Origin of the sequence: Burkholderia sp. 22PA0106 (assembly GCF_047497155.1) — a bacterium.
Classification (GTDB): domain Bacteria; phylum Pseudomonadota; class Gammaproteobacteria; order Burkholderiales; family Burkholderiaceae; genus Burkholderia.
Genome location: NZ_CP163163.1, coordinates 1,551,850 through 1,578,275, shown reverse-complemented (window position 1 = coordinate 1,578,275; position 26,426 = coordinate 1,551,850). Strand labels below are relative to the sequence as shown.

Annotated in this window: 26 protein-coding genes; 15 read left to right on the top strand and 11 right to left on the bottom strand. The window is 69.8% G+C overall.

What is annotated here, in order from left to right:
* The first annotated feature begins 167 nt into the window (after nt 1–167).
* Entirely contained in the window at nt 168–596 is a 429-nt protein-coding gene (locus tag AB4850_RS21975; RefSeq protein ID WP_414445091.1) for a CBS domain-containing protein, read from the top strand.
* Between the two features lie 94 nt (nt 597–690).
* On the opposite strand, the gene AB4850_RS21970 is transcribed toward AB4850_RS21975, so the two are convergent.
* From AB4850_RS21970 to AB4850_RS21960, 3 genes are all read right to left on the bottom strand, one after another.
* Nucleotides 691–909 carry a hypothetical protein gene (locus tag AB4850_RS21970; protein WP_414445090.1) on the bottom strand — a complete coding sequence of 73 codons (219 nt, stop codon included), beginning with the start codon at nt 907–909 and terminating at the stop codon, nt 691–693.
* A 296-nt stretch (nt 910–1,205) separates the two neighbouring features.
* Nucleotides 1,206–3,320, bottom strand: a complete 2,115-nt coding sequence (locus AB4850_RS21965; protein ID WP_414445089.1) for a phosphocholine-specific phospholipase C — start codon at nt 3,318–3,320, stop codon at nt 1,206–1,208.
* Nucleotides 3,321–3,355: 35 nt separating this feature from the next.
* Entirely contained in the window at nt 3,356–3,550 is a 195-nt protein-coding gene (locus tag AB4850_RS21960) for a hypothetical protein (protein ID WP_414445088.1), read from the bottom strand.
* A gap of 382 nt (nt 3,551–3,932) precedes the next feature.
* Here AB4850_RS21960 and AB4850_RS21955 point away from each other — a divergent pair, with 382 nt between their 5' ends.
* From AB4850_RS21955 to AB4850_RS21945, 3 genes are all read left to right on the top strand, one after another.
* On the top strand, nt 3,933–4,907 hold the full coding sequence (locus AB4850_RS21955; protein WP_414445087.1) for a GGDEF domain-containing protein: 975 nt from the start codon (nt 3,933–3,935) through the stop codon (nt 4,905–4,907).
* Nucleotides 4,908–4,941: 34 nt separating this feature from the next.
* Nucleotides 4,942–5,580 (top strand): LysE family translocator, encoded by a 639-nt coding sequence (locus AB4850_RS21950; protein ID WP_414445086.1) that lies wholly within the window; start codon nt 4,942–4,944, stop codon nt 5,578–5,580.
* A 260-nt stretch (nt 5,581–5,840) separates the two neighbouring features.
* Nucleotides 5,841–6,143 (top strand): hypothetical protein, encoded by a 303-nt coding sequence (locus AB4850_RS21945; RefSeq protein WP_414445085.1) that lies wholly within the window; start codon nt 5,841–5,843, stop codon nt 6,141–6,143.
* Nucleotides 6,144–6,305: 162 nt separating this feature from the next.
* On the opposite strand, the gene AB4850_RS21940 is transcribed toward AB4850_RS21945, so the two are convergent.
* Entirely contained in the window at nt 6,306–6,503 is a 198-nt protein-coding gene (locus tag AB4850_RS21940; protein WP_414445084.1) for a DUF3562 domain-containing protein, read from the bottom strand.
* 464 nt (nt 6,504–6,967) lie between these two features.
* Between AB4850_RS21940 and AB4850_RS21935 the strand changes: the two genes are divergently transcribed.
* From AB4850_RS21935 to AB4850_RS21910, 6 genes are all read left to right on the top strand, one after another.
* Nucleotides 6,968–7,903 (top strand): ABC transporter substrate-binding protein, encoded by a 936-nt coding sequence (locus AB4850_RS21935; RefSeq protein WP_414445083.1) that lies wholly within the window; start codon nt 6,968–6,970, stop codon nt 7,901–7,903.
* On the top strand, nt 7,900–9,078 hold the full coding sequence (locus AB4850_RS21930; protein ID WP_414445082.1) for an ABC transporter permease: 1,179 nt from the start codon (nt 7,900–7,902) through the stop codon (nt 9,076–9,078). The genes AB4850_RS21935 and AB4850_RS21930 overlap by 4 nt, the downstream gene beginning before the upstream one ends.
* Nucleotides 9,075–10,013 (top strand): ABC transporter ATP-binding protein, encoded by a 939-nt coding sequence (locus AB4850_RS21925; protein ID WP_414445081.1) that lies wholly within the window; start codon nt 9,075–9,077, stop codon nt 10,011–10,013. Before AB4850_RS21930 ends, AB4850_RS21925 begins: the two co-directional genes overlap by 4 nt.
* Nucleotides 10,014–10,131: 118 nt before the next feature.
* Nucleotides 10,132–10,893, top strand: a complete 762-nt coding sequence (locus AB4850_RS21920; protein WP_414445080.1) for an ABC transporter permease — start codon at nt 10,132–10,134, stop codon at nt 10,891–10,893.
* Between the two features lie 413 nt (nt 10,894–11,306).
* Complete coding sequence (locus AB4850_RS21915; RefSeq protein WP_414445079.1) at nt 11,307–12,941, top strand: methyl-accepting chemotaxis protein; 1,635 nt, start codon at nt 11,307–11,309, stop codon at nt 12,939–12,941.
* A gap of 257 nt (nt 12,942–13,198) precedes the next feature.
* Nucleotides 13,199–13,903 (top strand): glutathione S-transferase N-terminal domain-containing protein, encoded by a 705-nt coding sequence (locus tag AB4850_RS21910; RefSeq protein ID WP_414445078.1) that lies wholly within the window; start codon nt 13,199–13,201, stop codon nt 13,901–13,903.
* 72 nt (nt 13,904–13,975) lie between these two features.
* Here AB4850_RS21910 and cobM read toward each other — a convergent pair whose 3' ends face one another.
* Genes cobM through cbiE form a run of 4 tightly spaced genes read right to left on the bottom strand, consistent with a single transcriptional unit; the run spans nt 13,976 to nt 17,834 of the window.
* The gene (gene cobM, locus AB4850_RS21905; protein ID WP_414445077.1) at nt 13,976–14,701 is read right to left on the bottom strand and encodes a precorrin-4 C(11)-methyltransferase; all 726 of its coding nucleotides are present in this window, start codon (nt 14,699–14,701) and stop codon (nt 13,976–13,978) included.
* A 51-nt stretch (nt 14,702–14,752) separates the two neighbouring features.
* Complete coding sequence (locus AB4850_RS21900) at nt 14,753–15,511, bottom strand: cobalt-precorrin-6A reductase (protein ID WP_414445076.1); 759 nt, start codon at nt 15,509–15,511, stop codon at nt 14,753–14,755.
* Nucleotides 15,508–16,617 carry a cobalt-precorrin-5B (C(1))-methyltransferase gene (locus AB4850_RS21895; protein WP_414445075.1) on the bottom strand — a complete coding sequence of 370 codons (1,110 nt, stop codon included), beginning with the start codon at nt 16,615–16,617 and terminating at the stop codon, nt 15,508–15,510. Before AB4850_RS21895 ends, AB4850_RS21900 begins: the two co-directional genes overlap by 4 nt.
* Nucleotides 16,617–17,834: a precorrin-6y C5,15-methyltransferase (decarboxylating) subunit CbiE gene (gene cbiE / locus AB4850_RS21890; protein WP_414445074.1), complete on the bottom strand. Its 1,218-nt coding sequence runs from the start codon at nt 17,832–17,834 to the stop codon at nt 16,617–16,619. Before cbiE ends, AB4850_RS21895 begins: the two co-directional genes overlap by 1 nt.
* 500 nt (nt 17,835–18,334) lie before the next feature.
* Here cbiE and cobG point away from each other — a divergent pair, with 500 nt between their 5' ends.
* Genes cobG through cobJ form a run of 4 tightly spaced genes read left to right on the top strand, consistent with a single transcriptional unit; the run spans nt 18,335 to nt 22,921 of the window.
* Nucleotides 18,335–19,699: a precorrin-3B synthase gene (gene cobG, locus AB4850_RS21885; RefSeq protein WP_414445579.1), complete on the top strand. Its 1,365-nt coding sequence runs from the start codon at nt 18,335–18,337 to the stop codon at nt 19,697–19,699.
* 5 nt (nt 19,700–19,704) lie between these two features.
* Entirely contained in the window at nt 19,705–20,331 is a 627-nt protein-coding gene (locus AB4850_RS21880; RefSeq protein ID WP_414445073.1) for a precorrin-8X methylmutase, read from the top strand.
* A gap of 53 nt (nt 20,332–20,384) precedes the next feature.
* Complete coding sequence (locus tag AB4850_RS21875) at nt 20,385–21,125, top strand: precorrin-2 C(20)-methyltransferase (protein WP_414445072.1); 741 nt, start codon at nt 20,385–20,387, stop codon at nt 21,123–21,125.
* On the top strand, nt 21,113–22,921 hold the full coding sequence (cobJ, locus tag AB4850_RS21870; protein ID WP_414445071.1) for a precorrin-3B C(17)-methyltransferase: 1,809 nt from the start codon (nt 21,113–21,115) through the stop codon (nt 22,919–22,921). Before AB4850_RS21875 ends, cobJ begins: the two co-directional genes overlap by 13 nt.
* Nucleotides 22,922–22,957: 36 nt before the next feature.
* On the opposite strand, the gene AB4850_RS21865 is transcribed toward cobJ, so the two are convergent.
* From AB4850_RS21865 to AB4850_RS21855, 3 genes are read right to left on the bottom strand one after another with little or no spacing between them, the layout of a single operon-like run.
* The gene (locus tag AB4850_RS21865) at nt 22,958–23,755 is read right to left on the bottom strand and encodes an ABC transporter ATP-binding protein (RefSeq protein ID WP_414445070.1); all 798 of its coding nucleotides are present in this window, start codon (nt 23,753–23,755) and stop codon (nt 22,958–22,960) included.
* Nucleotides 23,752–24,873: a FecCD family ABC transporter permease gene (locus tag AB4850_RS21860; RefSeq protein WP_414445069.1), complete on the bottom strand. Its 1,122-nt coding sequence runs from the start codon at nt 24,871–24,873 to the stop codon at nt 23,752–23,754. The genes AB4850_RS21865 and AB4850_RS21860 overlap by 4 nt, the downstream gene beginning before the upstream one ends.
* Complete coding sequence (locus tag AB4850_RS21855; protein WP_414445068.1) at nt 24,870–26,123, bottom strand: ABC transporter substrate-binding protein; 1,254 nt, start codon at nt 26,121–26,123, stop codon at nt 24,870–24,872. Before AB4850_RS21855 ends, AB4850_RS21860 begins: the two co-directional genes overlap by 4 nt.
* Here AB4850_RS21855 and AB4850_RS21850 point away from each other — a divergent pair.
* Nucleotides 26,122–26,424, top strand: coding sequence for a hypothetical protein (locus AB4850_RS21850; RefSeq protein WP_414445067.1), 303 nt, complete (start codon nt 26,122–26,124; stop codon nt 26,422–26,424). The two genes, AB4850_RS21855 and AB4850_RS21850, sit on opposite strands and share 2 nt — an antisense overlap.
* Nucleotides 26,425–26,426: the final 2 nt, after the last annotated feature.

Genomic DNA, 26,426 nt, shown 5'->3' with positions numbered 1-26,426 from the left:
CCACCGATTGCAAATCTTCCACGAATCGGCGCGCTATCCGACCCTATGTCGGCTGCCCCGATTCACAAAGGACACCGAGCCGCCACCATATGACTTCGACATTGCCGTGCGCGAACGGCACGCGCTTTGCGAGCCATACCGATTCACGGCAATCAGGAGGACAACGAATGATTCGAGTAGCGGAAGTGATGTCGCGCGACGTGGTGGCGATCGCGCCGAACGATACGATCCGGCATGCTGCGCAGCACATGGCCTATTACGACGTCGGCGTGCTGCCGGTGTGCGACCAGGGCAGGATCGTCGGCATCGTGACCGATCGCGATCTGGCGGTGCGCGTCCTGGCGGGCGATGTCGGCCCCGATGCGGCGATTCGGGACGTCGCGACCCGGCGGCTGATCTGCTGCCGCGACGACGACGATCTCGACGCCGTCCAGCAGCGCATGGCCGAAGCGCGCGTGCGCAGGACGCCGGTGCTCGATACGGGCGGGAAACTGGTGGGGATGTTGTCGCTGGGCGATATCGCGACGCGCGCTCGCGGCGCATCGCAGGACGAACTGTCGAACACGCTGGAACGCGTGTCGCAGCCGGGGCGCTAGCGCCGCATGCAGCAACCCGCCGCCTCGTTCAAGCGAAACGGCGGGCAATCACGTCACGAACCGGTGCGGCGGCCCCGAGCGCGGGACCGGCAAATCAGTACGTCGGCAGGCCGATGCAGGCGTCCGGGCTGGCCGACGCGCAGGCGATCGAGTAGCCGGCGGCGCTGGTGGCCAGCATGTCCTTGCCGGCTGCGAGCGCTTCCTGCACGTCTTCCGGGCAGCGTTCATAAGTGATGAATGCGGAACAGGCGACAGCCGACATGACGACCAGCGAGAACGCAATCTTTTCGAGTACGACGAAACGGTGAGGCATCCCTCAATCCTCCTTTGAAGGCGGATTCTACCTCAACCGAGGGTTAATACCTAGGGTATTCACCTAGTTTGCCGGGAACAGGATTCGCATCGACAAGCTTCGTGCCTTGTCCGGCAAGGCTGACCGCCCGATCGCGGCGACTGCATGTTGGATTTGTGCAACGCAGCAGCCGGCCGGTTTCACCCCGGCACAATCGGGCGCCATCCGGGGCCCAATAAAAACGGCGCGAGCCGCTCGTAAGCGGCATCGCGCCATGCCTGTGGCTGTCATGGGGCGCAGCCGCGCGCCCCGCCCGCTCAGATCGCCGTCGTGACCGGCGCCGTGGCGGCCGGATCGGTCGTGCTGGTCTTGCCGGTTTCGACGTGGCCGGCGATGCGACGCACCCACGACGTGTTGTCGGCCATCGTGAACTGCAGGTCATACCATGCCGCGTTGCACGACAGGTCCCAATGCGCCTCGACGCTCTGGCCCGCCGGAATCGACAGCGTGCGCGCCGGCTGGCCATAGGCCACGTCGGTGGCCGTGACCGTCATCGTCTGCGTGCCGGCGTTCGCCAGCGTGACGTAGACGTTGCCGTTGGCCACGTCGTAGCAGGTCGTCAGGTCCGGATGCGCGGCCGTGTCGCCCGATGCCGAGCCCATGAAGCGGCGGAAATAGCCGTTCGGGCCGTACACGTTCACGACGTAGCTGCTGCCCGCGTCGAGCGCCCACGTGTCGGACAGTTGCTTGCCGGCTTCGACCGTGTAGTGACGCGGCGTGGCGCTCAAGTCGTTGGTGTAGACCCAGAAGTGCGCGCCCACCGAGCCGCTGTTGGCGAACGTCACCTGATAGCCGGTGCCGGTCAGCGTGCCGTTGACGTGCAGCTCGTACGGATTCGGGCGTGCGGGACGCGTGCCGACTTCCTGCGCGAGGATCGTCTGCGCGGCGGTGGCGGCCGGTGCGGCCTGCGCCGTGGTGCGCGAGCACTGCAGGTCGGCCGTGGCGACGTAGTTCGTGGTGTTCGGCAGCGTCGGGAACGTCGCGTCGGTCTTGGTGAAGTCGAGCGTCGAGGTCAGGTCGCCGCAAATCGTGCGGCGCCACGGCGAGATATTGGTTTCCTGCACGCCGAACCGCTTCTCGATGAATTGCAGCACCGAGGTGTGATCGAACACCTGCGAGCTGACGTAGCCGCCCTTCGACCACGGCGACACCACGAACATCGGCACGCGCGGCCCGAGGCCGTACGGCAGGTTGTCGGCGGTGTAGGTGCCGGCCTGCGTGGCGGTCACCACGTTGTGGCGCTCCAGCGAGATGTCGACCGTGCTCGCGCCGGTGTTCGGCAGCGTCGGCGGCTGCGGCGGCACCATGTGGTCGAACAGGCCGTCGTTCTCGTCGTACATGATGAACAGGACGGTCTTGCTCCACACGTCCGGGTTCGAGGTCAGCGCGTCGAGGATCGTCGAGATGTAGTTCGCGCCGTACAGCGGCGTGAACTTCGGATGCTCCGAGTACGCGGCAGGCGGCAGCAGCCACGACACCTGCGGCAGGTTGCCCGCCTGAACGTCGGCCTTAAGCTGGTCGATCGTGCGCGTGCTGTTGCCGCGCAGTTGCAGCGACGAGCCGGCCGGCGCGTTCACGATGTTCTGGAACGCCGCGAGCATGTTGGTGCCGTAGTTGCCCGTGAAGTTGTCGAAGCCCGTGCCCTGCTGGTAGACCTGCCACGAGATGCCCGCCTTTTCGAGGCGCTCCGGGTAGGTCGTCCACGAAAACGGCGGCAGTTGCACCGTGTCGAACTGGTTGTCGATGTAGTCGGTGTTGTCGAGCAACGGGCCGCCGCCGGTGGCGAGCGGATCGACCATGCCCGTCATCAGATACATGCGGTTCGGGTGCGTGTTGCCGGGGATCGAGCAGAAATAGTGATCGCACACCGTGAACGCATCGGCCATCGCGTAATGGAACGGGATGTCGTCTCGGGTGTGATAACCCATCGTCAGGTTGGTCTTCTGCGCGGCCCACTGGTCGCCGCGGCCGCCGTTGATGGCGCCGTGCGTGGTGGCCCAGGTGTGCGGCAGGCCGCCGATGCACTGCGCGTTGACGCTCGGGTTGGTGGTGTCGTAGCGGAACGGCGCGACCGTCTTGGTCTTGTCTTCCTGGCGCGGCTGGAACCACACCGGCTGGCCGTTCGGCAGCGTGACCGGGAACCGGTCGTTATAGCCGCGCACGCCGCTCAGATGGCCGAGGTAATGGTCGAACGAGCGGTTTTCCTGCATGAAGACAACGATATGCTGCACATCCTGGATCGTGCCCGTGACCGTGGCCGGCTCGATGGCGAGCGCCTTGCGGATCGATTCGGGCAGCAGCGTGCTGGCGGCGGTCGCGCCGGCCAGGCCAGCGGAGAATTTCAGAAAGTCGCGTCGGGATTGGATAGCCATGTCGGGTCCTGATGGGTTCGAGCGTCGGGCGGGGCTCAGGATTTCGGTGCCGTGAAGCCCGGCGGGCAATGCAGCGTCGCGTTCGCCGGGGCCGCGTTGCCGCAGGCCGCCTTGGGCGCCGTCGAGGTGTTGACGGGCGTCGCCGTGCCGTCGTCGTTGCAAGCGCCGAGCATCGCCGCGGTCGCGAGCGTGCCGATCAGGATCAAATGCCGTAGTGCCGGCGTCTGCATGGGGATTACTCCGTCGAATGTATCCGGCGGACGCGGGCTCGCATCCGGGGCGCCCGCATCGCGCTACCTCCATGCGTTCGCCGCCGACACAATAGTTGTCAATTGTTACAGGCCGGTGTTCAAAGTGCTTTCGGCACCGTGCCGCGCCTTATCGGGCGGGCCTGAGCGGGCTTTTGAAAGTAAGCAATCCGAAAGCATCGGTAAGGTGCGGAAAGTGCGCGAGCGCACCGACACGGGTTGGCCCGGGCGTTCCGCGAACGGCGCGAATGTTCTAGGATGGCGCCATGCGCTCGCGCCGCGCCATCCCGGCCCGGGCCGGCGGATTCACAGCCGGCGCGCCCAGCGTCCACGCCTTCAAGAACGCCGAGAGAGACGAGATCGTATGCACATCGCCCCCTTTCCCGCCGATGAAGCTTCGCGGCTGACGAAACTTCGCAGTCTGAACATTCTCGATACGCCGGACGAAGAACGCTTCGACCGGATCACGCGGCTCGCGAAGCGCATCTTCGACGTGCCGATCGCCCTCGTCTCGCTGGTCGACGAGAACCGCCAGTGGTTCAAGAGCTGCTTCGGGCTCGACGCGCGCGAAACCTCGCGCGACGTGTCGTTCTGCGCGCACGCGATCCTGGCCCATGCGCCGCTCGTGATCCCCGACACCGCCAGCGACCCGCGCTTCGCCAACAACCCGCTCGTGACCGGCGCGCCCCACATCCGCTTCTACGCCGGCCATCCGCTCGCGCTGCCCGACGGCACCAACCTCGGCACGCTGTGCCTGATCGACACGCGCGCGCGCACGCTCGACGGCGACGATCTGGCCCACCTGGGCGACCTCGCCGGCCTCGCCGAGCGCGAGCTGGCCGCCGTGCAGTTGGCCACGCTCGATTCGCTGACCTCGCTGTCGAACCGGCGCGGCTTCGAGATGCTCGCGCAGCATGCGCTGAACGCCTGCCGGCGCGGCGGCAGGCGCGCCTCGCTGCTGTTCTTCGATCTCAACGATTTCAAGCAGATCAACGACCGCTTCGGCCACGCCGAAGGCGATCGCGCGCTGACGATCTTCGCGCACTCGCTGACCACCGTGCTGCGCGACATGGACGTGGTCGGCCGGCTCGGCGGCGACGAGTTCGTGGCGCTGCTGATCACCACGCACGACGTCGACGCACCCGGTATCATCGAGCGCCTGCGCGAGGATCTCGACGCGCGCACCGAGCAGGCCGCGCTCGACTACGCCATCCGCTTCAGCGTCGGGCATGTCGATTACGATCCGCTGCACGAGCCGTCGGTCGCGCTGCTGCTGGCCGAATCCGACACGCGCATGTACGCGGACAAGCACCGCCGTAAAACGGGCGATCGAAACTGACGCACGTCCCCTTTCTCTTCAGGAACCCTGATCGATGCACGCCCTTACCTCGCTGGTCGCCATTCTTTCCGCGCTGATGCTGGGCGCGATGATCCCCGGGCCGAGCTTCGTGCTGGTGGCCCGCAACGCGATCGGCCTGTCGCGCCGCGACGGGCTGGCCACGGCGCTCGGCATGGGCGCGGGCGCGATCGTGTTCGCCTGCATCGCGCTGGCCGGGCTGTACACGCTGCTCAGTTCGGTGGCCTGGCTCTACGCTGGGCTCAAGGTGGCGGGCGGCCTCTACCTGCTGTATCTGGCCGTGCAGTTCTGGCGCGGCGCGCGGCGCGAATTCGCGTTCGATGCCGACATCGCACGCCGCCACGGCCAGCCGCTGCGCTCGTTCCGCATCGGGCTGATGACGCAACTGAGCAATCCGAAAACGGCGATCTGGTACGGCAGCATTTTCGCGGCGCTGCTGCCCGCGCATCCGCCGACGATCGCCTACTTCGTGCTGCCGCCGGCCGTGTTCGTGTTGGAAACGGCCTGGTACACGGTGGTGGCGCTCGGTTTCTCGACGCGGCAGCCGCGCGAGCTGTATCTGCGCGCCAAGGGCGTGATCGATCGCGTCGCGGCCGGTGCGATCGCGGTGCTCGGGCTGCGGCTGATCATCAACGCGCGCGGGGCCGGGATCTGAGCGAACAGCCGGCCGGGTGCAACGCCCGGCCTGGCGGTTTTCCAGGCGTCTGAAGCGCCAGGCGTTCGGCCGCTGATTCCCTCGCGCGGGCCGCCCTCGGCGCCGCTGCGTTTCACCTTGCCCCATCCGGCGCGCATTCGATCGCGCCACCGTTCTTTCCGGCCTGCCACCGCGCCAAACGCATTCATCCGCACTACCAATCACGTCTGATCCGATCTTCGGATTCCTCTCATATCGACGGCGCAGGGCTTCGCGATACTTTGCAAGCTCTCTTTCATCTACAACAAGGCCGCCTTATGACGACCCCGTTTCAAACCACCGCGCAATTGCGCCTGCATGCATTGCGTTCGCTCGTCCTGGCCGCCGGCTTCGCCGCGATCGCACCGGCCCATGCCGGTACGGGAACCCACACAGGATTCGGCTGCCGGTTCATCGATCCAAACGGCATCGAGATCGTGCAAGCCGATCAGGACGAGACACAACGTCTCGCGGTGCAACGTTGCGAACGCCACGCCGAACAGCACGCGGAACAGGACGCCGCGCGCAAGGCGCGGAACCGCTAATCCCACTTGTCCTGCACTTCTAGGACAAGCTCCCCACCCGCGGGCACCGGCAGCCGCGCAACCGGTGGATGCCGCCGCCGGCCTCGATCGAGCCGCGCCGCCCCCACCAACGAAAACGCCCGGCCATCGAACCACGGCCGGGCGTTGTTGCATGAGGGCGATTCAGTGCCGCGCTTGCCGCAAATCGTTCTTTACGCGCTTGGCGGCCAGCAGGGCCACGTAATCGAGAATCCGCGCACCTTCGCGATACTCGGCCAGCGTCTTTTCGTAGAGCGCCGAAACGGTTTCCTTCGGCGTGTGAGTTTCGATGGCGATCGATTCGACGATCTCGGCGACGTTGACGCGGGTCTGTGCAGTCATGTGTTGCGCTCCATGAGAGTGGGACGAACGGGGGACGAATCAAGACGGCGAAGGCAGAACGGCTACTGCGGGGATGCACATTGAACGCCTCGCAGCCCCGTTGCGCCAATTGAATCGCGCTATGACGCTTCCGCTTCCATCACGCGCGCATCGTGCATCTACATCGCGAAATTCAGTGCCGCATCGCCTGCCATCGCGCCCTCGTTCTCTCGAGCCGTTACCGGGGCGCCATGGATGCATCCCACCCGATTCGTATGATGAGCACGGGGATTTCGTCCACCTCGCTCACGGCCCCGCCGTCGCACGATACATGCCGCCTGCGCGGCCATTCACCGCATCCTCGCAGCCCGGTCCGATCTGCCCCCGAAGCGTTTGCCAAAGCGGCGCCAGTCGCGTAACTTGAACGCCGCTTGGCGGATTGCGCGCCAGATTTTCAGACCGTCCCCCAAGGAGGCCGCTTCACGATGGATTCCGCCGTTCGCCGCCGCGTCTTCGCGGCTGTTTCGCTTGCCGCCGCCCTGGGCGGCAGCCTCGCCGCCAACGCGGCCCACGCCGATTCGATCACGGTCGCCTCGAAGATCGACACCGAAGGCAGCCTGCTCGGCAACCTGATCTCGCAAGTGCTCAAATCGCATGGCCTGACGGTGGTCGACAAGATCAGCCTCGGCGCCACGCCGATCGTGCGCAAGGCCCTGACTACGGGCGAGATCGACATCTACCCCGAATACACCGGCAATGCCGCGTTCTTCTTCAACAAGGCCGACGATCCGGTCTGGAAGGATGCCGCACGCGGCTATGCCGAGGCCAAGCAACTCGACTATTCGGCCAATCACCTGGTCTGGCTCGCGCCGGCCCCCGCGAACAACACCTGGGGCGTGGCCGTGCTCGGCACGATCGCGCAGCAGCAGCACTTGAAAACGTTCAGCGATTTCGGTCACTGGATCGCCGGCGGCGGCAAGGCCAAGCTCGCGGCCTCGGCCGAGTTCGTCAACAGCGCGTCGGCGCTGCCGTCGTTCGAGAAGGCCTACGGCTTCAAGCTGAAGCCCGATCAACTGCTGGTGCTGTCGGGCGGCGATACGTCGGCCACGATTCGCGCCGCCGCCGCGCAAACCGATGGCGTCAACGCCGCGATGGTGTATGGCACCGACGGCGCGATCGCGGCCTCGGGCCTCGTGCTGCTCGACGACGACAAGAAGGTGCAGCCCGTCTACGCGCCCGCGCCGGTCATCCGCGAGGCCGTGCTGAAGGCCCACCCGCAGATCGCCGACTGGCTCAAGCCGGTGTTCGCGAGCCTCGACCTCAAGACGCTTCAGACACTGAACAGCCGCATCCAGATCAACGGCGAACCGGCCGCGCACGTCGCCGCTACTTATCTGAAGGCCAAGGGCTTCGTCAAATGACGGACGCCGCCGCGCCTGCGGCGAACCGGTCGCGCATCGACCGCGTCGGCGTGCTGGTCGCTCTGATCACGCTCGGCGCGCTCGCGTTGCCGTTCGTCACGTTTCGCGCGAACCGGATCGTGCCCGGCCACGAGCTGTCGATCCTCGCCACGTTTCCTCACGCATTGGGCGCACTGGCCGCTGCCGGCTGGCTCGCGGCAGCCGCCGTCGCGCTGTTGCCGGGCCGCCCGGCCCGGCGCGCGGCGGCCGGCGTGGCGGCGCTCGTGTGGCTCGGCGGCTGGCTCGGCGCGGCGCCGGCCCGGCTCGTGGATGCCGATTCGGCCAGCATCGCGCGCATTTCGCCGGCGGCCGGCGCGTGGCTGCTGCTGTTCGCGTTCGCGGTGCTGATCGCGGATGCGTTCGCGCGGCTCGGGCCGTCGCCGGCGCGGCGCATCGGCGCGCTGGTGCTGGCCTTGGCCGCACTCGGCGCGGCGCTGGCCAGCGGCGGATGGGACGGCCTCTCGGTCATGCAGGAATACGCGGTGCGCGCCGACAGCTTCTGGGCCGAGGCGCTGCGCCATCTCGAACTGGTAGCCGGCTCGACGTTCGCGGCGTTCGCCGTGGCGCTGCCGGTGGGCATCGCCTGCGCGCACCGGCCGGCCTGGCGCGCCGCGTTGCTGCCGGTGCTCAACGTGGTGCAGACCATCCCGAGCATCGCGCTGTTCGGCATCCTGATGGTGCCGCTCGGCCTGCTGGCCGCCCACCTGCCGCTCGCGGCCGCGCTCGGCATCGGCGGAATCGGCCCGGCGCCGGCCCTGGTTGCGCTGTTCCTCTATGCGTTGCTGCCGATCGTCTCCAGCGTGGTGGTGGGCATCGACGGCGTGGACCCCACCGTGGTGGAAGCGGCCCGCGCAATGGGCATGGCGCCGCGCCAGCGCGTGATCGGCGTGGAACTGGCGCTCGCGCTGCCGGTGATCCTCGCCGGCCTGCGCATCGTGCTGGTGCAGAACGTGGGCCTGACGGCCGTCGCGGCGCTGATCGGCGGCGGCGGCTTCGGCACCTTCATCTTCCAGGGCCTGGGCCAGGCGGCCAGCGATCTCGTGCTGCTCGGCGCGCTGCCCACCATCGCACTCGCGTTCGTGGCGTCGGTGGTGTTCGACGCGGCCATCCAGTTGTCGAAACGGAACCCCCGATGATCGAAATCGATCGCGTCACCCGCCGCTTCGGCCCGCTCGTCGCGGTGGACGATGTCTCCCTGACGATCGCCCCCGGCACCGTCACCGCGCTGGTGGGCGCCTCGGGCAGTGGCAAATCCACGCTGCTGCGCATGATCAACCGGCTGATCGAGCCGAGCAGCGGCACGATCCGCATCGACGGCGTCGACACCGCGAGCGTGGGCGGCGAAACGCTGCGGCTCGGGATCGGCTACGTGATCCAGGGGCACGGCCTGTTTCCGCACTGGACGGTCGCGCGCAACATCGCCACCGTGCCGACGCTGGCGCGCTGGCCGAAGGCGCGTATCGAGGCACGCGTCAACGAACTGCTGGAGCTGTTCGAGCTGGAACCCGCCGTGTATGCGCACAAGCTGCCGCATCAGTTGTCGGGCGGCCAGCAGCAGCGCGTGGGCGTGGCCCGCGCGCTGGCGGCCGAACCGGCGATCCTGCTGATGGACGAGCCGTTCGGCGCGCTCGACCCGATCATCCGCGGCAAGGCGCAGGACGATCTGGCCGCGCTGCAACAGCGCCTGAAGATCACCGTGGTGCTGGTCACGCACGACATCGACGAGGCGCTGCGACTCGGCGACCAGATCGCCGTGATGGACGGCGGCAAGGTGCTGCAGGCCGGCCCGCCCGCGCACATCCTCGCGCGTCCCGCACCGGGCTTCGTCGAGCGGCTGGTGGCCGGCGCCGAGCGGCCGCTGCGGTTGCTCGCGCTGACGCCGGTGGCCAGGCTGGCCGAGCCGGGCGGGGCCAGCGGCGCGCCGATCGACGGCCGGCGTTCGCTGCGCGACGCGCTGTCCGAACTGCTGTGGCGCGGCGCCGATGCGCTGCCGGTGGTCGTGCCGCCCGGCGCGGCCGAGCAGCGGATCACGCTGGCGGCGCTGGTCGCGCACGCGCGGAGCGGCGCATGAACGCCCTGCCGTCGCACCACGCCGCCATACCCGCCGCGCAAGCTTCGACCGCAGCAGAGCGCCGCGCCGTCGGCCCCGCCGCCGCGCAAGCTTCGCCCGTAGCACGGCGTCACACCGCATGACCGGCCGCCTCGTTGCCGCCGTCGCCCGGCTCGCCGCGCTGGCCGCCCTGCTCGTGCTGGTGCTGCGGCCGGCGTGGCTCGAACCGCTGTTCGCGCCGCTCGCCGAACATGGCGCACCGGCCATCTACGACCGCGCGAGCCTCGTCAGCCTGACGCTCTCGCATCTGGCGCTGGTGGCCGTATCGAGCCTGATCGGCTCGGCGCTGGCGATCCTCGCCGGCATCGCCGTCACGCGCCCGGCCGGCGCCGATTTCCTGCCGGTGGCGCGCAGCATCGCGAACCTCGGCCAGACCTTCCCGCCGGTGGCCGTGCTCGCGCTTGCCGTGCCGGCCGTCGGCTTCGGCGCGAAGCCGGTGCTGCTCGCGCTGACGCTGTACGGCTTGCTGCCGGTGTTCGAAAGCACGCTGGCCGGACTCGGCTCGATCGCGCCGGCCACGCTCGATGCCGCACGCGGCATGGGCATGAGCGCGCGCCAGCGGCTCATGTCGATCGAGCTGCCGCTGGCCGCCCCCTTGATCCTCAACGGTGTGCGGCTGGCCGTGGTCATCAACCTCGGCACCGCCACGATCGGCTCGACGGTGGCCGCCCAGGGCCTGGGCGACGTGATCATCGCCGGCCTGCAAACCTCCAACACGGCGTTCGTGCTGCAAGGCGGCGTGATCGTCGCGCTGCTGGCCGTGCTCGTGTATGACGCGCTCGGCGTCGCCGCCCGCCGCTTCGCCCCGTCGCGGGCCACCTCGGGCAACAGCGCCGAGTAAATCCCTACCCGTTTTTCGGCGTTTCCGATTTTCATTCAATCCTATTGATTTTCTCGATTGAAAATCGGAAATGCCGATTTTCCATATCTCCCTATCGTTTCCACACTTAATCGGTGCGCCAAAAATTCATTGGCAAATATCCAATTTCGGATAGCACCGTCGATTCGTCATATCAATTGACACGCAAACGATTTCCATTTAAATGTGCGGGAATTTTTATAGCTCAAACCCTTACTGCATAAGGATTTTCTTATCTATAAGTGTTTGAATATTTCCATCATGATTCTTTGATGCGGGTCAACGATATTGGGGTTCGGGAAGGTAAAGAAACAAAGCTGCATCCCGTTAACCTATTTACAACGAACGATCACCTTGTGCATCGTCGATCCGAACCCTATTAAGAGAGGCCATCCATGAACATCCTGCGGCGGAGCATCAAACATAAACTGCTCGGTGGATTCGGCATCCTTGCCGTGATTGTCGTTGCCGTTTCGGCGTTCGCACTGCATGCGCTCGGAAATGCGAATCAGGCGTTCATCGGTTACACAACCGGCATCAATGCACGCGCCAATACGGCCGCGCAGATCCGCAGTGCCGTGAACCGCCGCGCAATTGCCGCGCGCAACCTCGTACTGGTGACCAAGCCTGACGACATTGCGCTCGAAACCGCCGATGTGCAGCGCGCCGATGCCGACGTCCAACACTACCTCGCGCAACTGCAAACGCTGCTGGCCAACGCCACCGACGCCTCGCCGAAAGCCCACCAACTGGCCGCCGACATCGCCGAAATCGAAAGCCGCTATGGCCCGGTGGCGAGGGATATCGTCAAGAAGGCGCTCAACGGCCAACGCGAGGAAGCCACGCTCGAAATCGACGACAAATGCCGGCCGCTGCTGGCCGAACTGGAGCGCGCGACCAACGCCTATGCCGACTACGTGCGCACGCAGGAGTCGGACATCGCTCAAATCAATCAGGACCGTTTCACGCAAACGCGCATGCTGATGTTCGGCGTGTGCGCCGCCGCCGTGGTGCTCGCTGCGATTGCCGGGCTGTGGATCACGCGCTCGATCACGCGGCCGCTGTCGGAGGCGGTGCGCGTGGCGCGCACGGTGGCCGACGGCGACTTGACGAGCCGCATCGAGGTGCGTGGCCACGACGAAACGCGCGACCTGCTCGAAGCGCTCGACACCATGAACACGCGGCTCTCGGGGATCGTCTCCCAGGTGCGCGAAGGCAGCTCGGGCATCGCGCTGGCGGTGGGCGAGATCGCCGCCGGCAACGTCGACCTCAGCGTGCGCACCGAGCAACAGGCTGCGTCGCTGCAGGAAACGGCCGCCACCATGGAAGAACTGACGTCCACGGTGCGCCTGAACGCCGAGAATGCCCAGCAGGCCAGCTCGTTCGCGTCGAGCGCCTCGGAAGTCGCGCAGCGCGGCAGCCACGCCGTCGGGCGCGTGGTGAATACGATGAACGACATCGGCGAGCGCTCGTCGAAGATCGCCGACATCACCGGCATGATCGAGGGCATCGCGTTCCAGACCAACATCCTCGCGCTGAACGCGGCCGTGGAAGCCGCGCGGGCCGGCGAACAGGGCCGCGGCTTCGCGGTGGTGGCGTCGGAAGTGCGTTCGCTGGCGCAGCGTTCGTCCGCGGCGGCCAAGGAGATCAAGGAGCTGATCACCGCCTCCGTGCAGACCGTGCGGGACGGCTCGGTACTGGCCGGCGATGCCGGCCGCACCATGACCGAGATCACCCAGGCCGTGGCGCGCGTGACCGACATCATGGGCGAGATCGCCGCCGCGTCGGCCGAGCAAAGCCGCGGCATCGATCAGGTCAACCTGACCATCACGCAGATGGACGAAACCACGCAGCAGAACGCGGCGCTGGTCGAACAGGCGGCGGCTGCGTCGAAATCGCTCGAAGCGCAAGGCCGCCAACTCGACGAGACGGTGTCCGCGTTCCGTGTCGAGCAGGGGCGCCGGGGCGGCAACGCAGCGGCCGAACCGCAGCGCGCGAGCCAGACCGACTGGCGCATGGCAACGGTATGACCCCCTGCCGTGCGACGGCGCAACGCGCGCCGTCGCACGGCACCACGGCCTGCGTCATGCGTCCCCCCGCCGTTGCCCGAAAAGCGGCCGGCACCCGGCCGCTTCCGAGCTTCGCGGTTCAGTTCTCGCTTCAGTTCTCGATCGATACGACGACAACGGCACGCGCCAACCGGGAACGGCGCGTGCCGCGCCCTGTGCGGCAGCGATCGGCCGAACCGGCTATGATCGCCACACCTCAACTCCGACCGAGCCGCCCCATGAGCGACCTGTCCGCCTTCCCGATCACGCAAAAATGGCCGGCCGCGCACCCGGACCGCATCCAGCTCTACTCGCTGCCCACGCCGAACGGCGTCAAGGCCTCGATCGCGCTGGAAGAACTCGGGCTGCCCTACGAGCCGCACCTGGTGCGCTTCGACACCAACGACCAGTTCTCGCCCGAATTCCTCTCGCTGAACCCGAACAACAAGATTCCGGCCCTGATCGATCCGAACGGCCCCGGCGGCAAGCCGATCGGCCTGTTCGAATCGGGCGCGATCCTGCTGTATCTGGCCGAAAAAACCGGCAAGCTGCTGCCCGCCGATCCGGCCGCGCGCTACCAGACGATCCAGTGGCTGATGTTCCAGATGGGCGGCATCGGCCCGATGTTCGGCCAGCTCGGCTTCTTCCACAAGTTCGCCGGCCGCGAATACGAAGACAAGCGCCCGCGCGATCGCTATGTCGGCGAATCGAAGCGCCTGCTCGGCGTGCTCGACGCGCGGCTCGCCTCGAACGCGTGGATCGTCGGCGACGACTACACGATCGCCGATATCGCCACGTTCCCGTGGGTCCGCAACCTGGTGGGCTTCTACGAAGCGCGCGAGCTGGTGGAATTCGACACCTTCAAGCACGTCGCGCGCGCACTGGAAGCCTTCGTGGCGCGCCCGGCCGTCGAACGCGGCCTGACGATTCCGGCGCGCGACTGACGCCGGTCGATCGACCCGGCCCGACGGGCCGCTCGCGCACTGCGCGGCGGCCCGTTTTTCATGGCGTCGCCATCACGCCTTGGCGTACAGCGTCGAATCGTCGAACTGCTCGGTATCGAGCACGCGGCCGATCAGGATCAGCGCCGTGCGCTCGATCGCCGTGCCGGCGATCTTGCCGACGATGTCGGCGAGCGTGCCGGTCACGCGCGTCTCGTCGGGCCAGCTCGCGCGATAGACCACCGCCACCGGGCAATCGTCGCCGTAATGCGGGCGCACCTCCTCGACGATCTTCGCCAGATGGCGCACGCCCAGGTGGATCGCCAGCGTGGCGCGGTGCGCGGCCAGCCCGCCGAGCGCCTCGCCCTCGGGCATCGTGGTCTTGCCGGCGTAGCGCGTGAGGATCACCGTCTGCGCCACGCCGGGCAGCGTCAGCTCCACGCCGAGCGTGGCCGCGCAGGCCGCCGTGGCCGTCACGCCCGGCACGATTTCATAAGGAATCCCCAGCGCCTTGAGGCGGCGGATCTGCTCGCCGATCGCGCCGTACAGCGACGGGTCGCCCGAATGCACACGCGCCACGTCCTGGCCCTTCGCATGCGCGTCGGCCAGCAGCGCGACGATCGCGTCGAGATCGAGTTCGGCCGTGTTGACGACGGTTTCGGCGCGGTGCCCGTCGAGCACGGCGGCCGGCACCAGCGAGCCCGCGTAGAGGATCACCGGGCAGCCGCGCACGAGGCGCTGGCCTTTCACCGTGATCAGTTCGGGGTCGCCGGGGCCGGCGCCGATGAAATACACCGTCATCTGCAAGGTTCTCCGTTCACGGGAATGAAATGGCATGAGTCGAGCGGCGCGTCATGTCGCGCCGAATTCGGCCAGCGCCTGCGCGAGCGCGTCGGGCGTGTCGAAGCGGCGCTCGGCGGCGGGCAGCGCCGGACGCGCGATCATCAGCACCGGCACACGCCGTTCGCGCGCCACCGCCAGCTTGGCCTCGGTGGCCGCGCCGCCGCTCATCTTGCTGACCAGCACGTCCACGCCGAGCAGCGCGAACAGCGCGCGTTCGGCGTCGAGCACGAACGGCCCGCGCGCGGCGATCACGTTGGCGCGCGCGTTGCCCGGATGCGGATCGAGGCAGCGGATCGTCCAGTGCTGATGCGGCGGGATCGCGTCGAGATGCGCGAGCGGCTCGCGGCCAAGCGTGAAGAACGGCCGGCGATAAGGCGCGAGCGCGGCCGTCAGCGCCGCCCAATCGGGCACGCAACGCCAGTCGTCGCCCTCGCCCGGCTGCCACGGCGCGCGATCCAGCGCCCAGTACGGAGTGCCGGTCGCGGCGCAGGCGGCGGCCGCGTTGGCGCTGATTTGCGCCGCGTACGGATGGGTCGCGTCGGCCAGCAGCGCGATGCGGTTCTCGCGCAGGTAGCCCGCCAGCCCTTCGGCGCCGCCGAAGCCGCCGATCCGCACGCCGCAGGTCAAGCCCTCGGGCGTCTTGCCGAGGCCCGCGAGGCTGTAGACGGCCGACGCGGGCAGCGTGCGCGCCACCTTCAGCGCGTCGCCGGTGCCGCCGAGCAGCAGGATGCGCGGGGGGGCATCGGCGTGATGGGTGATGTCGTTCATCGTGCGCTCCCGACGAAGCCGCCCTGCCGATCGATCGCGAACACCTCGACGGCCACGCCGTCGGGCACGATCGCGCGCGCCACCGCCAGCGCCTGCGCGCAGACGGCGTCGCCGAGCGGCACGCCGGCCGCGTGGGCCAGCGCGAGCGCCTGTTGGCTGGTGTTGGCGGCCAGCATCGCCTGCTGGAGCGCCGAATCGGCGCCGGCATCGGCGGCCCAGGCGGCCAGTTGCGGCAGATCGATGCTCGAATGCCGGCTGTGCAGATCGAGATGGCCGGCCGCGAGCTTCGAGAACTTGCCGAAGCCGCCGCACAGGCTCACGCGCGCGACCGGCGCGCGGCGCAGATGCTTGAGCACCGCGCCGGCGAAGTCGCCCATCTCGATCATCGCGATCTCGGGCAGGCCGTAGTGCGCGCGCATCGCGTCCTCGCTGGCATTGCCGGTGCAGGCGGCGATATGCGTCACGCCGTTGGCGCGCGCCACGTCGATGCCCTGGTGGATCGACGCGATATAGGCCGAGCATGAGAACGGCCGCACGATGCCGGTGGTGCCGAGGATCGACAGCCCGCCGACGATGCCGAGCCGCGGGTTCATGGTTTTCAGCGCGAGCGCCGCGCCGCCCTCCACGCCGATCGCCACCTCGAAGCCGCCCGCGTAGCCGCGATCGGCCGCCAGTTGCAGCAGGTGCTCGGTCATCATGCGGCGCGGCACCGGGTTGATGGCCGGTTCGCCCACCGCGAGCGTCAGGCCGGGCCGCGTGACGGTGCCCACGCCATCGGCCGCGTGGAAGCGCACGCCGGGGAGCGCCGCGAGCGTCACGCGCGCGTAGACCACCGCGCCGTGCGTCACGTCGGGATCGTCGCCGGCATCCTTGACGGTGCCGGCCTCGGCGGTATCGGGGTTCACACCGGCGCTCGCTGCCGCGCGGCGGCAATACACCAGCCGCATCGTCACGTGCTGGCCCTTGGGCAGCACGATCTCGCTCATCTCGTCGGCCTGCCCCGTCAGCAGCAGCCGCGCGGCGGCCAGCGAGGTGGCCGTCGCGCAACTGCCGGTGGTGTAGCCGCTGCGCAGCGGCGCGGGCTGTTCGGCCGTTTCCTCGCGCATCAAGCGCCCTCCGTGCGCGGCTTGCGGGCCTCGTACAGCGTGACCGGCAAGGCCTGCCGCCAGGTGTCGAAGCCGCCGAGCGGCGCGGCCGTGGCGAGCGCGAGGCGCGTCAGCGAGCCGCCGTGTTGCTCCCGCCAGGCCAGGAACGCGGCCTCGGCCTGCAACGTCACGGCGTTGGCGACCAGCCGCCCGCCCGGCTTCAGCGCGGCCCAGCAGGCGGCCAGCACGCCGGGCTCGGAGCCGCCGCCGCCGATGAAGATCGCGTCGGGCGTGGCCAGCCCGTCGAGCGCGGCCGGCGCGCGGCCCGCGACGATCGCGAGGCCCGGCACGCCGAGCCGTTCGGCGTTGCGCGCAATGCTGGCGCGGCGCGCATCGTCGGCCTCGATCGCGATGGCGGTGCACGAGGGATGCGCGCGCATCCATTCGATGCCGATCGAGCCGGAGCCCGCGCCGACATCCCACAGTCGCTCGCCCGGCGCCGGCGCGAGCCGCGCCAGCGTGATCGCGCGCATGTCGCGTTTGGTCAGTTGTCCGTCGTGTTCGTAGGCGTCGTCGGGCAGGCCCGGCACGAGGCCGAGCGCGGGCGCCTCGGCGTCGCGCACGCAGTCGAGCGCCACCAGATTCAGCGCGGCGACGTCGGGCGCGGGCCAGGCACGGGCCAGCGCGTCGATGCGCCGCTCGTCGGGGCCGCCCAGATGCTCGAACACGCTCAGGCGCGTCGCACCGTAACCGGCTTCGGTGACGAGCCGCGCGAGCGCGGCCGGCGTGGCGCCGTCGGCGCTCAGCACGATCAGGCGGCGGCCGTGATGCAGATGGCGCGCGAGCGTGGCGAGCGGCCGGCCGACGCACGAGATCACGTCGAGATCCTGCAACGACCAACCGAGCCGCGCCGCCGCGAACGACACCGACGACGGCCCCGGCAACACCCGCAACGCCTCGGGCGGCACATGCCGCGCGAGCGTCGCGCCGACGCCGTGGAACATCGGATCGCCGCTCGCCAGCACGCACACCGGCGTGCCGCGATGCGCGAGCAGCGCGGCGATGTCGAACGGCTTCGGCCACGGTTCGCGGCGCGCGCGCAGGCAGCCCGGCAGCATCGCCAGATGACGCTCGCCACCCACCACCACGGCCGCGTCGATCAACGCGCGCCGGGCGTGCTTGCCCAGGCCCGCGAAGCCGTCGTCGCCGATGCCGATTACCGTCAGCCACGCCGTCATGCCCCGTTCCCCATCCGTGTTTCGCCCTCGTTCAATACGCGCCCGGCCCACCGCGCGCCGGGGCGCGCAGCGTATCTCGGCCAGGCGAAAGCAGGCATAATACAGCCTCGTTTGCCGGTGCCCAATGGTGTCCGAGGGTGTTCCGCGCGGCCGATCAGGAATGCAGGGCGCGGCTGCGCTGCCGAGGCGGCCTGCGTCACCGTGGTCTGCCCGTCGTGCTGCGGAACACCATCCGGAAGCGTCGCGGCAGGCCATGCGCTTCGGCGCGGAAGACCTGCCCCGGCCGAATGAACGTCCGGCCGCATCGGGCGGGGTTCCGATGCCACGGCGTCGCCCGCGCAAGCCGCGCACGCCCGTTCCGAACCGGCCCGCGCCCCGGCGCCCGCTTTCCCGTTCCGTTGTCGATTCGCTCCTTGCCGCTCCCACGCTCGACCCGCGATGTGCCCCCGAATCCTGCCGCGCAGCCGGACGACGGCGTGCGCGCGGACCAAGCCGGTGGCGTGGATGTCGATCCCGCCCCGGCGATCCGGCCCAGCGCCTGCCCGGGGCTGGTGCGCGTGGTGGCCACGCACGACGGCGGCTTGTGCCGCGTGCGCCTGCCGGGCGGGCTGCTGACGGCCGACGGCGCACGCGCGCTGGCCGCCGCCGCGCAAGCGCATGGCTCGGGCGCGCTCGACGCCACCAATCGCGCGAACCTGCAGATTCGCGGCGTACGCGACGGCCACGAGGCCGCGCTCGCGGCGGCGCTGATCGACGCGGGCCTCGGCCCGACGCCCGACGGCGCAACCGACCTTGCCGCCACCGCGCTGCGCGACGACGTGCGCAACGTCATGTTGAGCCCCGCCGCCGGCCGCGATCCGGGCGCGCTCGCCGACACGCGCGCGCTCGGCGCGGCGCTGCTCGCGATGCTGCAGGCCGAGCCGCGTTTCGCGGCGCTCTCGCCGAAATGCTCGCTGTCGCTCGACGGCGGCGAGGCGCTGGCCGAACTCGCCCATCCGCACGATCTGTGGTTCTCGGCGCGCCGCAACGCGGCAGGTGCGCCCGATTACGCATTCGGGCTGGCCGGCCGGCCGCCCGTCGAAACCCACGATGCGCCCGCGCTCGGCGCGGTAGCGGCCGATCAGGTCGTGCCGCTCGCCCATGCGCTGCTGCTCGCGTTCCTCGACCACGCGCCGCCCGAGGCGAAACGCATGCGCGACGCGCTGCCCCGCCTGAGCGCCGACGCGCTGCTCGCGCACGCCGGCGCGCGGCTGCGGTTCGCGGTGCAACGCGACGCCGCGCTCGCCGGCTGGCGCCGCCAGCCGGCCGACCCGTCGCGACGTTTCGGCATCCGGAGCGAATCCGATCCGGCCACGCGCCAGGTCGGCGCGCAAGTGCCGCTCGGCCGGCTCGATGCCGCAACGCTCGCGGCGCTGGCCACGCTGGCCGAACGCGACGGCGACGGCACGCTGCGCTTCACGCCGTGGCAAGGCGTGCTGCTGCCCGGCGTGCGCGCCGATGCGGCCGAACGCGTGCTGGCGGCGCTCGCCACGCTCGGCCTGCTCACCGCGCCCGGCTCACCGCTCGCGCACCTGGTGGCCTGCGCCGGCAGCACCGGCTGCGCTCGCGCGCTGGCCGACACCAAGGCCGACGCGCACGCGCTGGCCGCGCGCCTCGCAGCGCCCCAGGCCCTGCATCTGAGCGGTTGCGCGCGCGCCTGCGCGCAACCGTGGCCCGCCCCCGCCACGCTGGTCGCGGTGGCGGCGGGCCGTTACGACCTGTACCGGCGCGACGGCGAGCACGGCTTCGGCCGGCTCGACGCGCGCCATCTGACGATCGACCAAGCCGCCGCGTTGCTCGACGCCGCGCGGCGCCATCAGGACTGAACCGCATGCTCGACTACCTTCGCGACGGCCAGGAAATCTACCGGCAATCGTTCGCGACGATCCGCGCCGAAGCCGATCTGACGGCCATCCCGGCCGACCTCGAAAAACTCGCCGTACGCGTGATCCACGCCTGCGGGATGGTGGACGTCGTCGCCGACCTGCGCTTCTCGCCCGGCGCGGGCCGGGCCGGGCGGCAAGCGCTCGCGGCCGGCGCGCCGATCCTCTGCGATGCGCGGATGGTGGCCGAAGGCATCACGCGCGCGCGGCTGCCGGCCGCCAACCCGGTGCTGTGCACGCTCGGCGATCCGCAGGTGCCGGCGCTCGCGCAGCAACTCGGCAACACGCGCTCGGCCGCCGCGCTCGAACTGTGGCGGCCCTCGCTGGCCGGCAGCCTGGTGGTGATCGGCAACGCGCCCACCGCGCTGTTCCATCTGCTCGACATGCTCGACGCGGGCGCACCGAAGCCGGCGCTGATCCTCGGCTTCCCCGTAGGCTTCATCGGCGCGGCCGAATCGAAGGCGATGCTGGCGGCCGACAGCCGCGGCGTGCCGTTCGTGGTGGTGATGGGCCGGCGCGGCGGCAGCGCGATGGCGGCGGCTGCCGTCAACGCCCTGGCCACGGAGGTCGAATGAGCGCGCCCGGCTTCCCGTCCGCTTCGAATCCGCCGGCCGGCACGCCTGCACCCATGCCCGCGTCAAGATCGCGCGGCCGCCTGTTCGGCATCGGCGTCGGCCCGGGCGACCCCGAGCTGCTGACGCTGAAGGCCGTGCGCCTGCTGCAGGCCGCACCGGTGGTGGCCTACTTCGTCGCCAAGGGCAAGAAGGGCAACGCGTACGGCATCATCGAAGCGCATCTGCACGACGCCCAGGTTCAGTTGCCGCTGGTCTACCCGGTCACGACGGAGGCGCTGGCGCCGCCACTCAGCTACGAGCGCGTGATCGCCGATTTCTACGACACCGCCGCCGAGGTGGTGGCCGCCCATCTGGACGCGGGCCGCGACGTGGCCGTGATCTGCGAGGGCGACCCGTTCTTCTACGGTTCCTACATGTACCTGCACGACCGGCTCGCGCATCGCTACGACACCGGGGTGGTGCCCGGCGTCTGCTCGATGCTGGGCGGCGCGGCGGTGCTCGGCGTGCCGCTCGTGTATCGCAACCAGACGCTGTCGGTGCTGTCGGGCGTGCTGCCCGAGGACGAACTGCGCGCGCGGCTCGCCAAGGCCGACGCGGCCGTGGTCATGAAGCTCGGCCGCAATTTCGACAAGGTGCGCCGCGTGCTCGACGAGCTGGGCCTCGCGAGCCGCGCGCGCTACGTGGAGCGCGCGACCATGGCGAACCAGCGCATCGTGCCGCTGGCCGAGGTCGATCCGATGGCCTCGCCCTACTTCTCGCTGCTCGTCGTGCCGGGGGAAAAATGGCAAGGCTGAACGCCGCGCCGGCCATCGTGGTGCTCGGCGCGGGCGCGCTGCCGGTGGCCGAGCGAATTCGCGCGCGCTACGCGGGCGCGACGATCCATGCGCTCGCGGGCCGTGTCGAAGGCGACGTGGCGTTCACCGAACTCGGCGCGCATCTGCGTGCGCTGTATGCGCGCGGCAATCCGATCGTCGCGCTGTGCGCGGCCGGCATCGTGATCCGCTGCGTCGCGGCGTGCCTGACCGACAAGGGCGTCGAGCCGCCGGTGCTGGCCGTGGCCGAGGACGGCAGCGCCGTGGTGCCGCTGCTCGGCGGCCTGACCGGCGTGAACCTGCTCGCACGCGAGATCGCCGACGTGCTCGGCATCGCGCCCGCGATCACCACCAGCGGCGAGTTGCGCTTCGGCGCGTGCGTGCTCAATCCGCCCGAGGGCTATGCGCTGGCCGACATCGGCGCGGGCAAGCGTTTCGTGTCCGATCTGCTGGCCGGGGCCGCGACGCGCATCGAAGGCGACGCGCCCTGGCTCGACGGCGTGGCGCTGCCGGTCGATCCGTCGGCCGCGCATGCGGTGCGCATCACGCCGCAGGCCGGCGGCGCGGCGTCGGGTGAACTCGTGATTCATCCGCGCAGCGTCGTGGTGGCCGTGACGGGCACTCGGAAAAGCGAACGATACGACGCATCGATTCCCTTGACGGCCGATGGCCGCGACGATGATCCGCTCGCGTGCCGCGTGCTCGATGCGCTTGCCGCAGCCGGTTTGTCGCCGCTCGCGCTGGCCGTGCTGGTTGCGCCGAAACGCATGATGCGCGACGCGGCGCTGGCGCGCGGTGCGCAAGCGCTGGGGGTGCCGCTGCGGTTCGTCGATGCGGAGGGTGGCGAGAGCGGCTCTGCGAACGGTGTTGCGGATGACGCCGATGCCCGAACGCTGCTCGACGCGGCACTCGTCGCCGCCTCGATCCCCGCCTCGGCACCCTCAACCGCCCACGCCACCGACCTCGCGATCGCCATCGCCGACGCCCCCGTCGACGCCACCCGGCTCGGCCAGGCACGCGGCAAGCTGACCGTGCTCGGCCTCGGCCCCGGCAGCGCCGAGCTGATGACGCCGGCCGCGCGCGCGGCGCTGGCCGGCGCCACCGACATCCTCGGCTACGCCACCTACGTGCGCATGGCCGGACCGTTCCGCGCCGACCAGCGCGTGCACGAAACCGACAACCGCGAGGAATTGCAACGCGCCCGCCATGCGTTCGAACTGGCCGCGCAAGGGCGGCACGTGGCGATGGTGTCGTCGGGCGATCCGGGCGTGTTCGCGATGGCGGCGGCCGTGCTCGAAGCGCTCGACGCCAGCGCCGGCAGCGAGGCCGCCGCGTGGGCCGACGTCGCGCTGGACGTGGTGCCCGGCGTGTCGGCGGCGATGGCCGCCGCCGCGCAGGCCGGCGCGCCACTCGGCCACGATTTCTGCGTGATCTCGCTGTCGGACAACCTGAAGCCGTGGGGCGTGATCGAGGAACGGCTCGCGCTGGCCGCGCGCGCCGATCTCGTGATGGCGTTCTACAACCCGGTGTCGAAGGCGCGGCCGTGGCAGCTCGATCGCGCGCTGGAGATCGTGCGCGCCGTGCGCACCGCCGACACCGTGGTGGTGCTCGGCCGCGACATCGGCCGCCCCGGCGCGACGCTGCGCAGCACCACGCTCGGCGAACTGCGCTCGGATCAGGTGGACATGCGCACGATGGTGATCGTCGGTTCGTCGAAGACGCGCCGCTTCACCCGCGGCGAGCGCGAATGGATCTACACGCCGCGCTTCTACGATTGAGGCAACGGCCGAGCGCTCGGCCCGTGCCTCAACCGCTCAACCTTGGGCCGCCAGCCCGTCGATCATCACCTGCCGGTGGCCGAACGAGCACGGCTCGATGCGGGCCACCACGCCGAACACGTCGGCCAGGCTTTGCGGCGTGACCACCTCGCCCGGTTCCCCGAAGCGCTCGATGCGTCCGCGATGCAGCAGCATCGCGCGGTCGCAGGCGCGCATCGCGGCATTGATGTCGTGCAGCACCACCACCGTCACCATGCCGCGCTCGCGCGTCACGTCGCGCAGCACCTGCATCACGTGGAATTGATGGTTCAGGTCGAGCGCCGACAGCGGCTCGTCGAGCAGCAGCACGTGCGGGTCGCGCACCAGCGCCTGCGCGATGCCGACCAGTTGACGCTGCCCGCCCGACAGCTCGTCGAGCGAACGCGCGGCCAGCGCGCCGATCTCCAGCCGCGCCAGCACCGCCTGCGCGGCGGCCAGATCGGCGGCCGTGCCCTCGCGCGCGAGCGCCGGATCGCGCCCGGCGCGGCGCGCCACCAGCACCGATTCGAGCACCTGCAGGCGCACGCCGGCCGGCAAGGTTTGCGGCAGATACACCACGCTGTGCGAGCGCGCGCTGCGCGCCGACAGCGCCAGCGTCTCGCCGTCGAGCGTCAGCCGCCCGGCACTGGCGGCGGTCAGCCCGGCCAGCACGCGCAGCAGCGTCGATTTCCCGCTGCCGTTCGGCCCGAGCAGCGCCGTGATCATGCCGCGCGGCAGTGGCCCCGCCGACAGCTCGCGCAGCACCTCGCGGCGGCCGTAGCGCACCGACACATCGTGAATCGACAGCCCGTTCATGGCGCGCTCCCCTGCGACCGCACCACGATCGCGAGAAACAGCGGAATCCCAACCAGCGCGGTGACGATGCCGACCGGAATCAGCACGCCCGGCACGATCATCTTCGAGGCGATCGAGGCCAGCGACAGCATCAGCGCCCCGCACAGCAGGCTGCCGGGCAGATAGAAACGGTGATCCTCGCCGAGCAGCGTGCGCGCGATGTGCGGCGCGATCAGGCCGACGAAGCCGATCGTGCCGACGAACGACACCGCCAGCGCCGACAGCACCGCCACCCGCAGCAGCGTGCCGAGCCGCAGCCGGCGCACGTCGATGCCGAAGCTGGACGCCCGCTCCTCGCCGAGCCGCAGCGCGGTCAGCGCCCAGGCGTTGCGCATCGCCAGCGGCAGCGCGATCAGGAGCGCCGCACTGAGCACGCCGATCTTCGGCCAGTCGGCGCGCGCGAGCGAGCCGAGCGTCCAGAACACCAGGCCCTGCAACGCGTCGGCCGAGGCGATGAACTGCATCAACTCGACCAGCGCGTGAAACGAGAACACCAACGCGATGCCCATCAGCACCACGCCGGACGTGCTCATGCCGCGCCAGCGCGCCACCAGGTCGAGCGCCATCGCCGAGCCGAACGCGAACACGAACGCGTTGGCCGAGATCAGCCAGGTTTGCGGCACGTGCGGGATCGTGAAGTCGAGCACGATCGCCAGCGACGCGCCGAACGCGGCCGCCGCCGACACGCCGAGCGTGTACGGGCTGGCCAGCGGGTTGTTGAGGATGGTCTGCATCTCCGCACCCGACAGGCCGAGCGCCGCACCCACCACCAGCGCCATCACCGCGTACGGCAGGCGGATCTGCCAGACGATCACGACGTTGGCCGGATCGGCGTCGGCGCGCGAGAACAGCGTGTGCAGCAAGGTCGAGAGCGGCAGCCCCGACGGGCCGGAGCCGAGGTCGAACAGCAGCGAGCCGGCGATCAGCAGCGCGATCGCGACCAGCAACAGCACGCGCCGGCGCGTCAGGCGCGCGTAGGCGCGGTGGGCATCGTCGGCGGCCGGCGAGGTCGGCGCATCGCTCGCGGCGGCCGACGCATCGCGCGCCGTCACGGCCGCCGCGCGGGACGGCGCACTCATCGCGCCGCCGAACCGGCCGCGCCCAAGGCGGGCAGCGGCGAATCCACCCACTCGGTGCCCGTCACCGGCACCGCCAGGAAGCGGCGATACAGCTCGGCCTGGGTGGCCTTGACGTCGAGCGTCTTGAAGCGGTCCGGATAGAACCACTTGGCGAACGCCTCGATCGCGACGATGTTGTACGGCGAATCGTAGTAATCGTGGGCGATGCCGTGCACGCGGCCGTCGTGGATCGCCTTGATGGTGTCGAAGCCGGGCCGCGCGACCAGTTGGCCGAGGCTCACGCGGGCATCCTGCTCGCTGGTCAACGCGCCCACCCGTAGCGACGCAAGGCCGGGCTTGGTGCGCGCGCCGGTGGCGATATATACGTCGGGCCGCGCCGCGATGATCTGCTCCATGCTCAGGTCGCCGAGCACGCCCGGCAGCAGGCCGGCCGCGATGTTGCGCCCGCCGGCCGCGTCGACGAACTCGCCGAAGTTGCCCTTGCCGGCCGTATGGCAGCAGCCCGCATCCCACACGCCGGCCAGCATGTCGACGAACACCTTCGGCCGCTGCGCCTCGGGGATCGCATCGACCACCTGCTTCACGCGCGCCAGATGCTGCTGATAGAACGCGATGTAGTCGTTCGCTTGCTTCTCGCGATGGAGCACCTGGCCGAGCAGGCGGATGCTCGGCACCGTGTTCTGCATCGGATGCAGGCGGAAATCGAGGAACACCACCGTGGTGCCGGTCGCCTCCAGTTGCTTGACCAGCGCGTTGTAGCGGCTCGGGCCGTGGCCCGCCACGCTGAATACCGCCACGTCGGGCTTAAGCGCGAGCGCCTTCTCGTCGCTGATGCTGTCCTCGCTCGACTTGCCGATCAGCGGCACCTGGCGGATCTGCGGGAACACCTTGGCGTAGGCGTCGAAGCGCTGCGGGTCCATGGTCGGCAGGTCGCCCTGCCAGCCGACGATGCGCGCGAGCGGATGCGGGCCTTCGAGCAGCGCCACCGCCTCCAGCGTGCGGCTCTCGCCGAGCAGGATCCGCTGCGGCGCGGCGGCCGGAATCCGGATGGTTCGGCCGGCCAGGTCGGTGACGGTTTGCGGGGCGGTGGCGGCCGGCGCGTTCTGCGCGGCGGCGGGCGGCGCGACGGACAAGCCGGCCAGCGAAACCGCCAATGAAGCGGCCAATGAAGCAGCCAGCGAACCGGCCGACAGGAGTGCGCGTGCGGCGCGGGACAACGGAGCGAACGAAGCGATACGAACCTGCTGCATGATGGCCTTCTCAAATGAGAACGATTGTTATTCGTGCGTGGCCGTCACTGTAATGGCGGTTTGTAATGTCGATGTGTCGGGCGGCGGGGCTTTTGTAATGGAATATGTTGGCGTGACCGATGCGTCGAACGTGGCCCGAGGCGGGCCTGCGCGCCTGAACCGGCGCTGCTCGCGCGGCGCGCCGGTTCGCGGTAAGGTCGCGATCGTCGGTGCCCTGCTCGCTTCATCGCCCGCTTCATGGCCCGCTTCATTGCCCGATTCGTCGCCCTTTTTATCGTCTTTTTGCCTGCCCATTCCATGAAC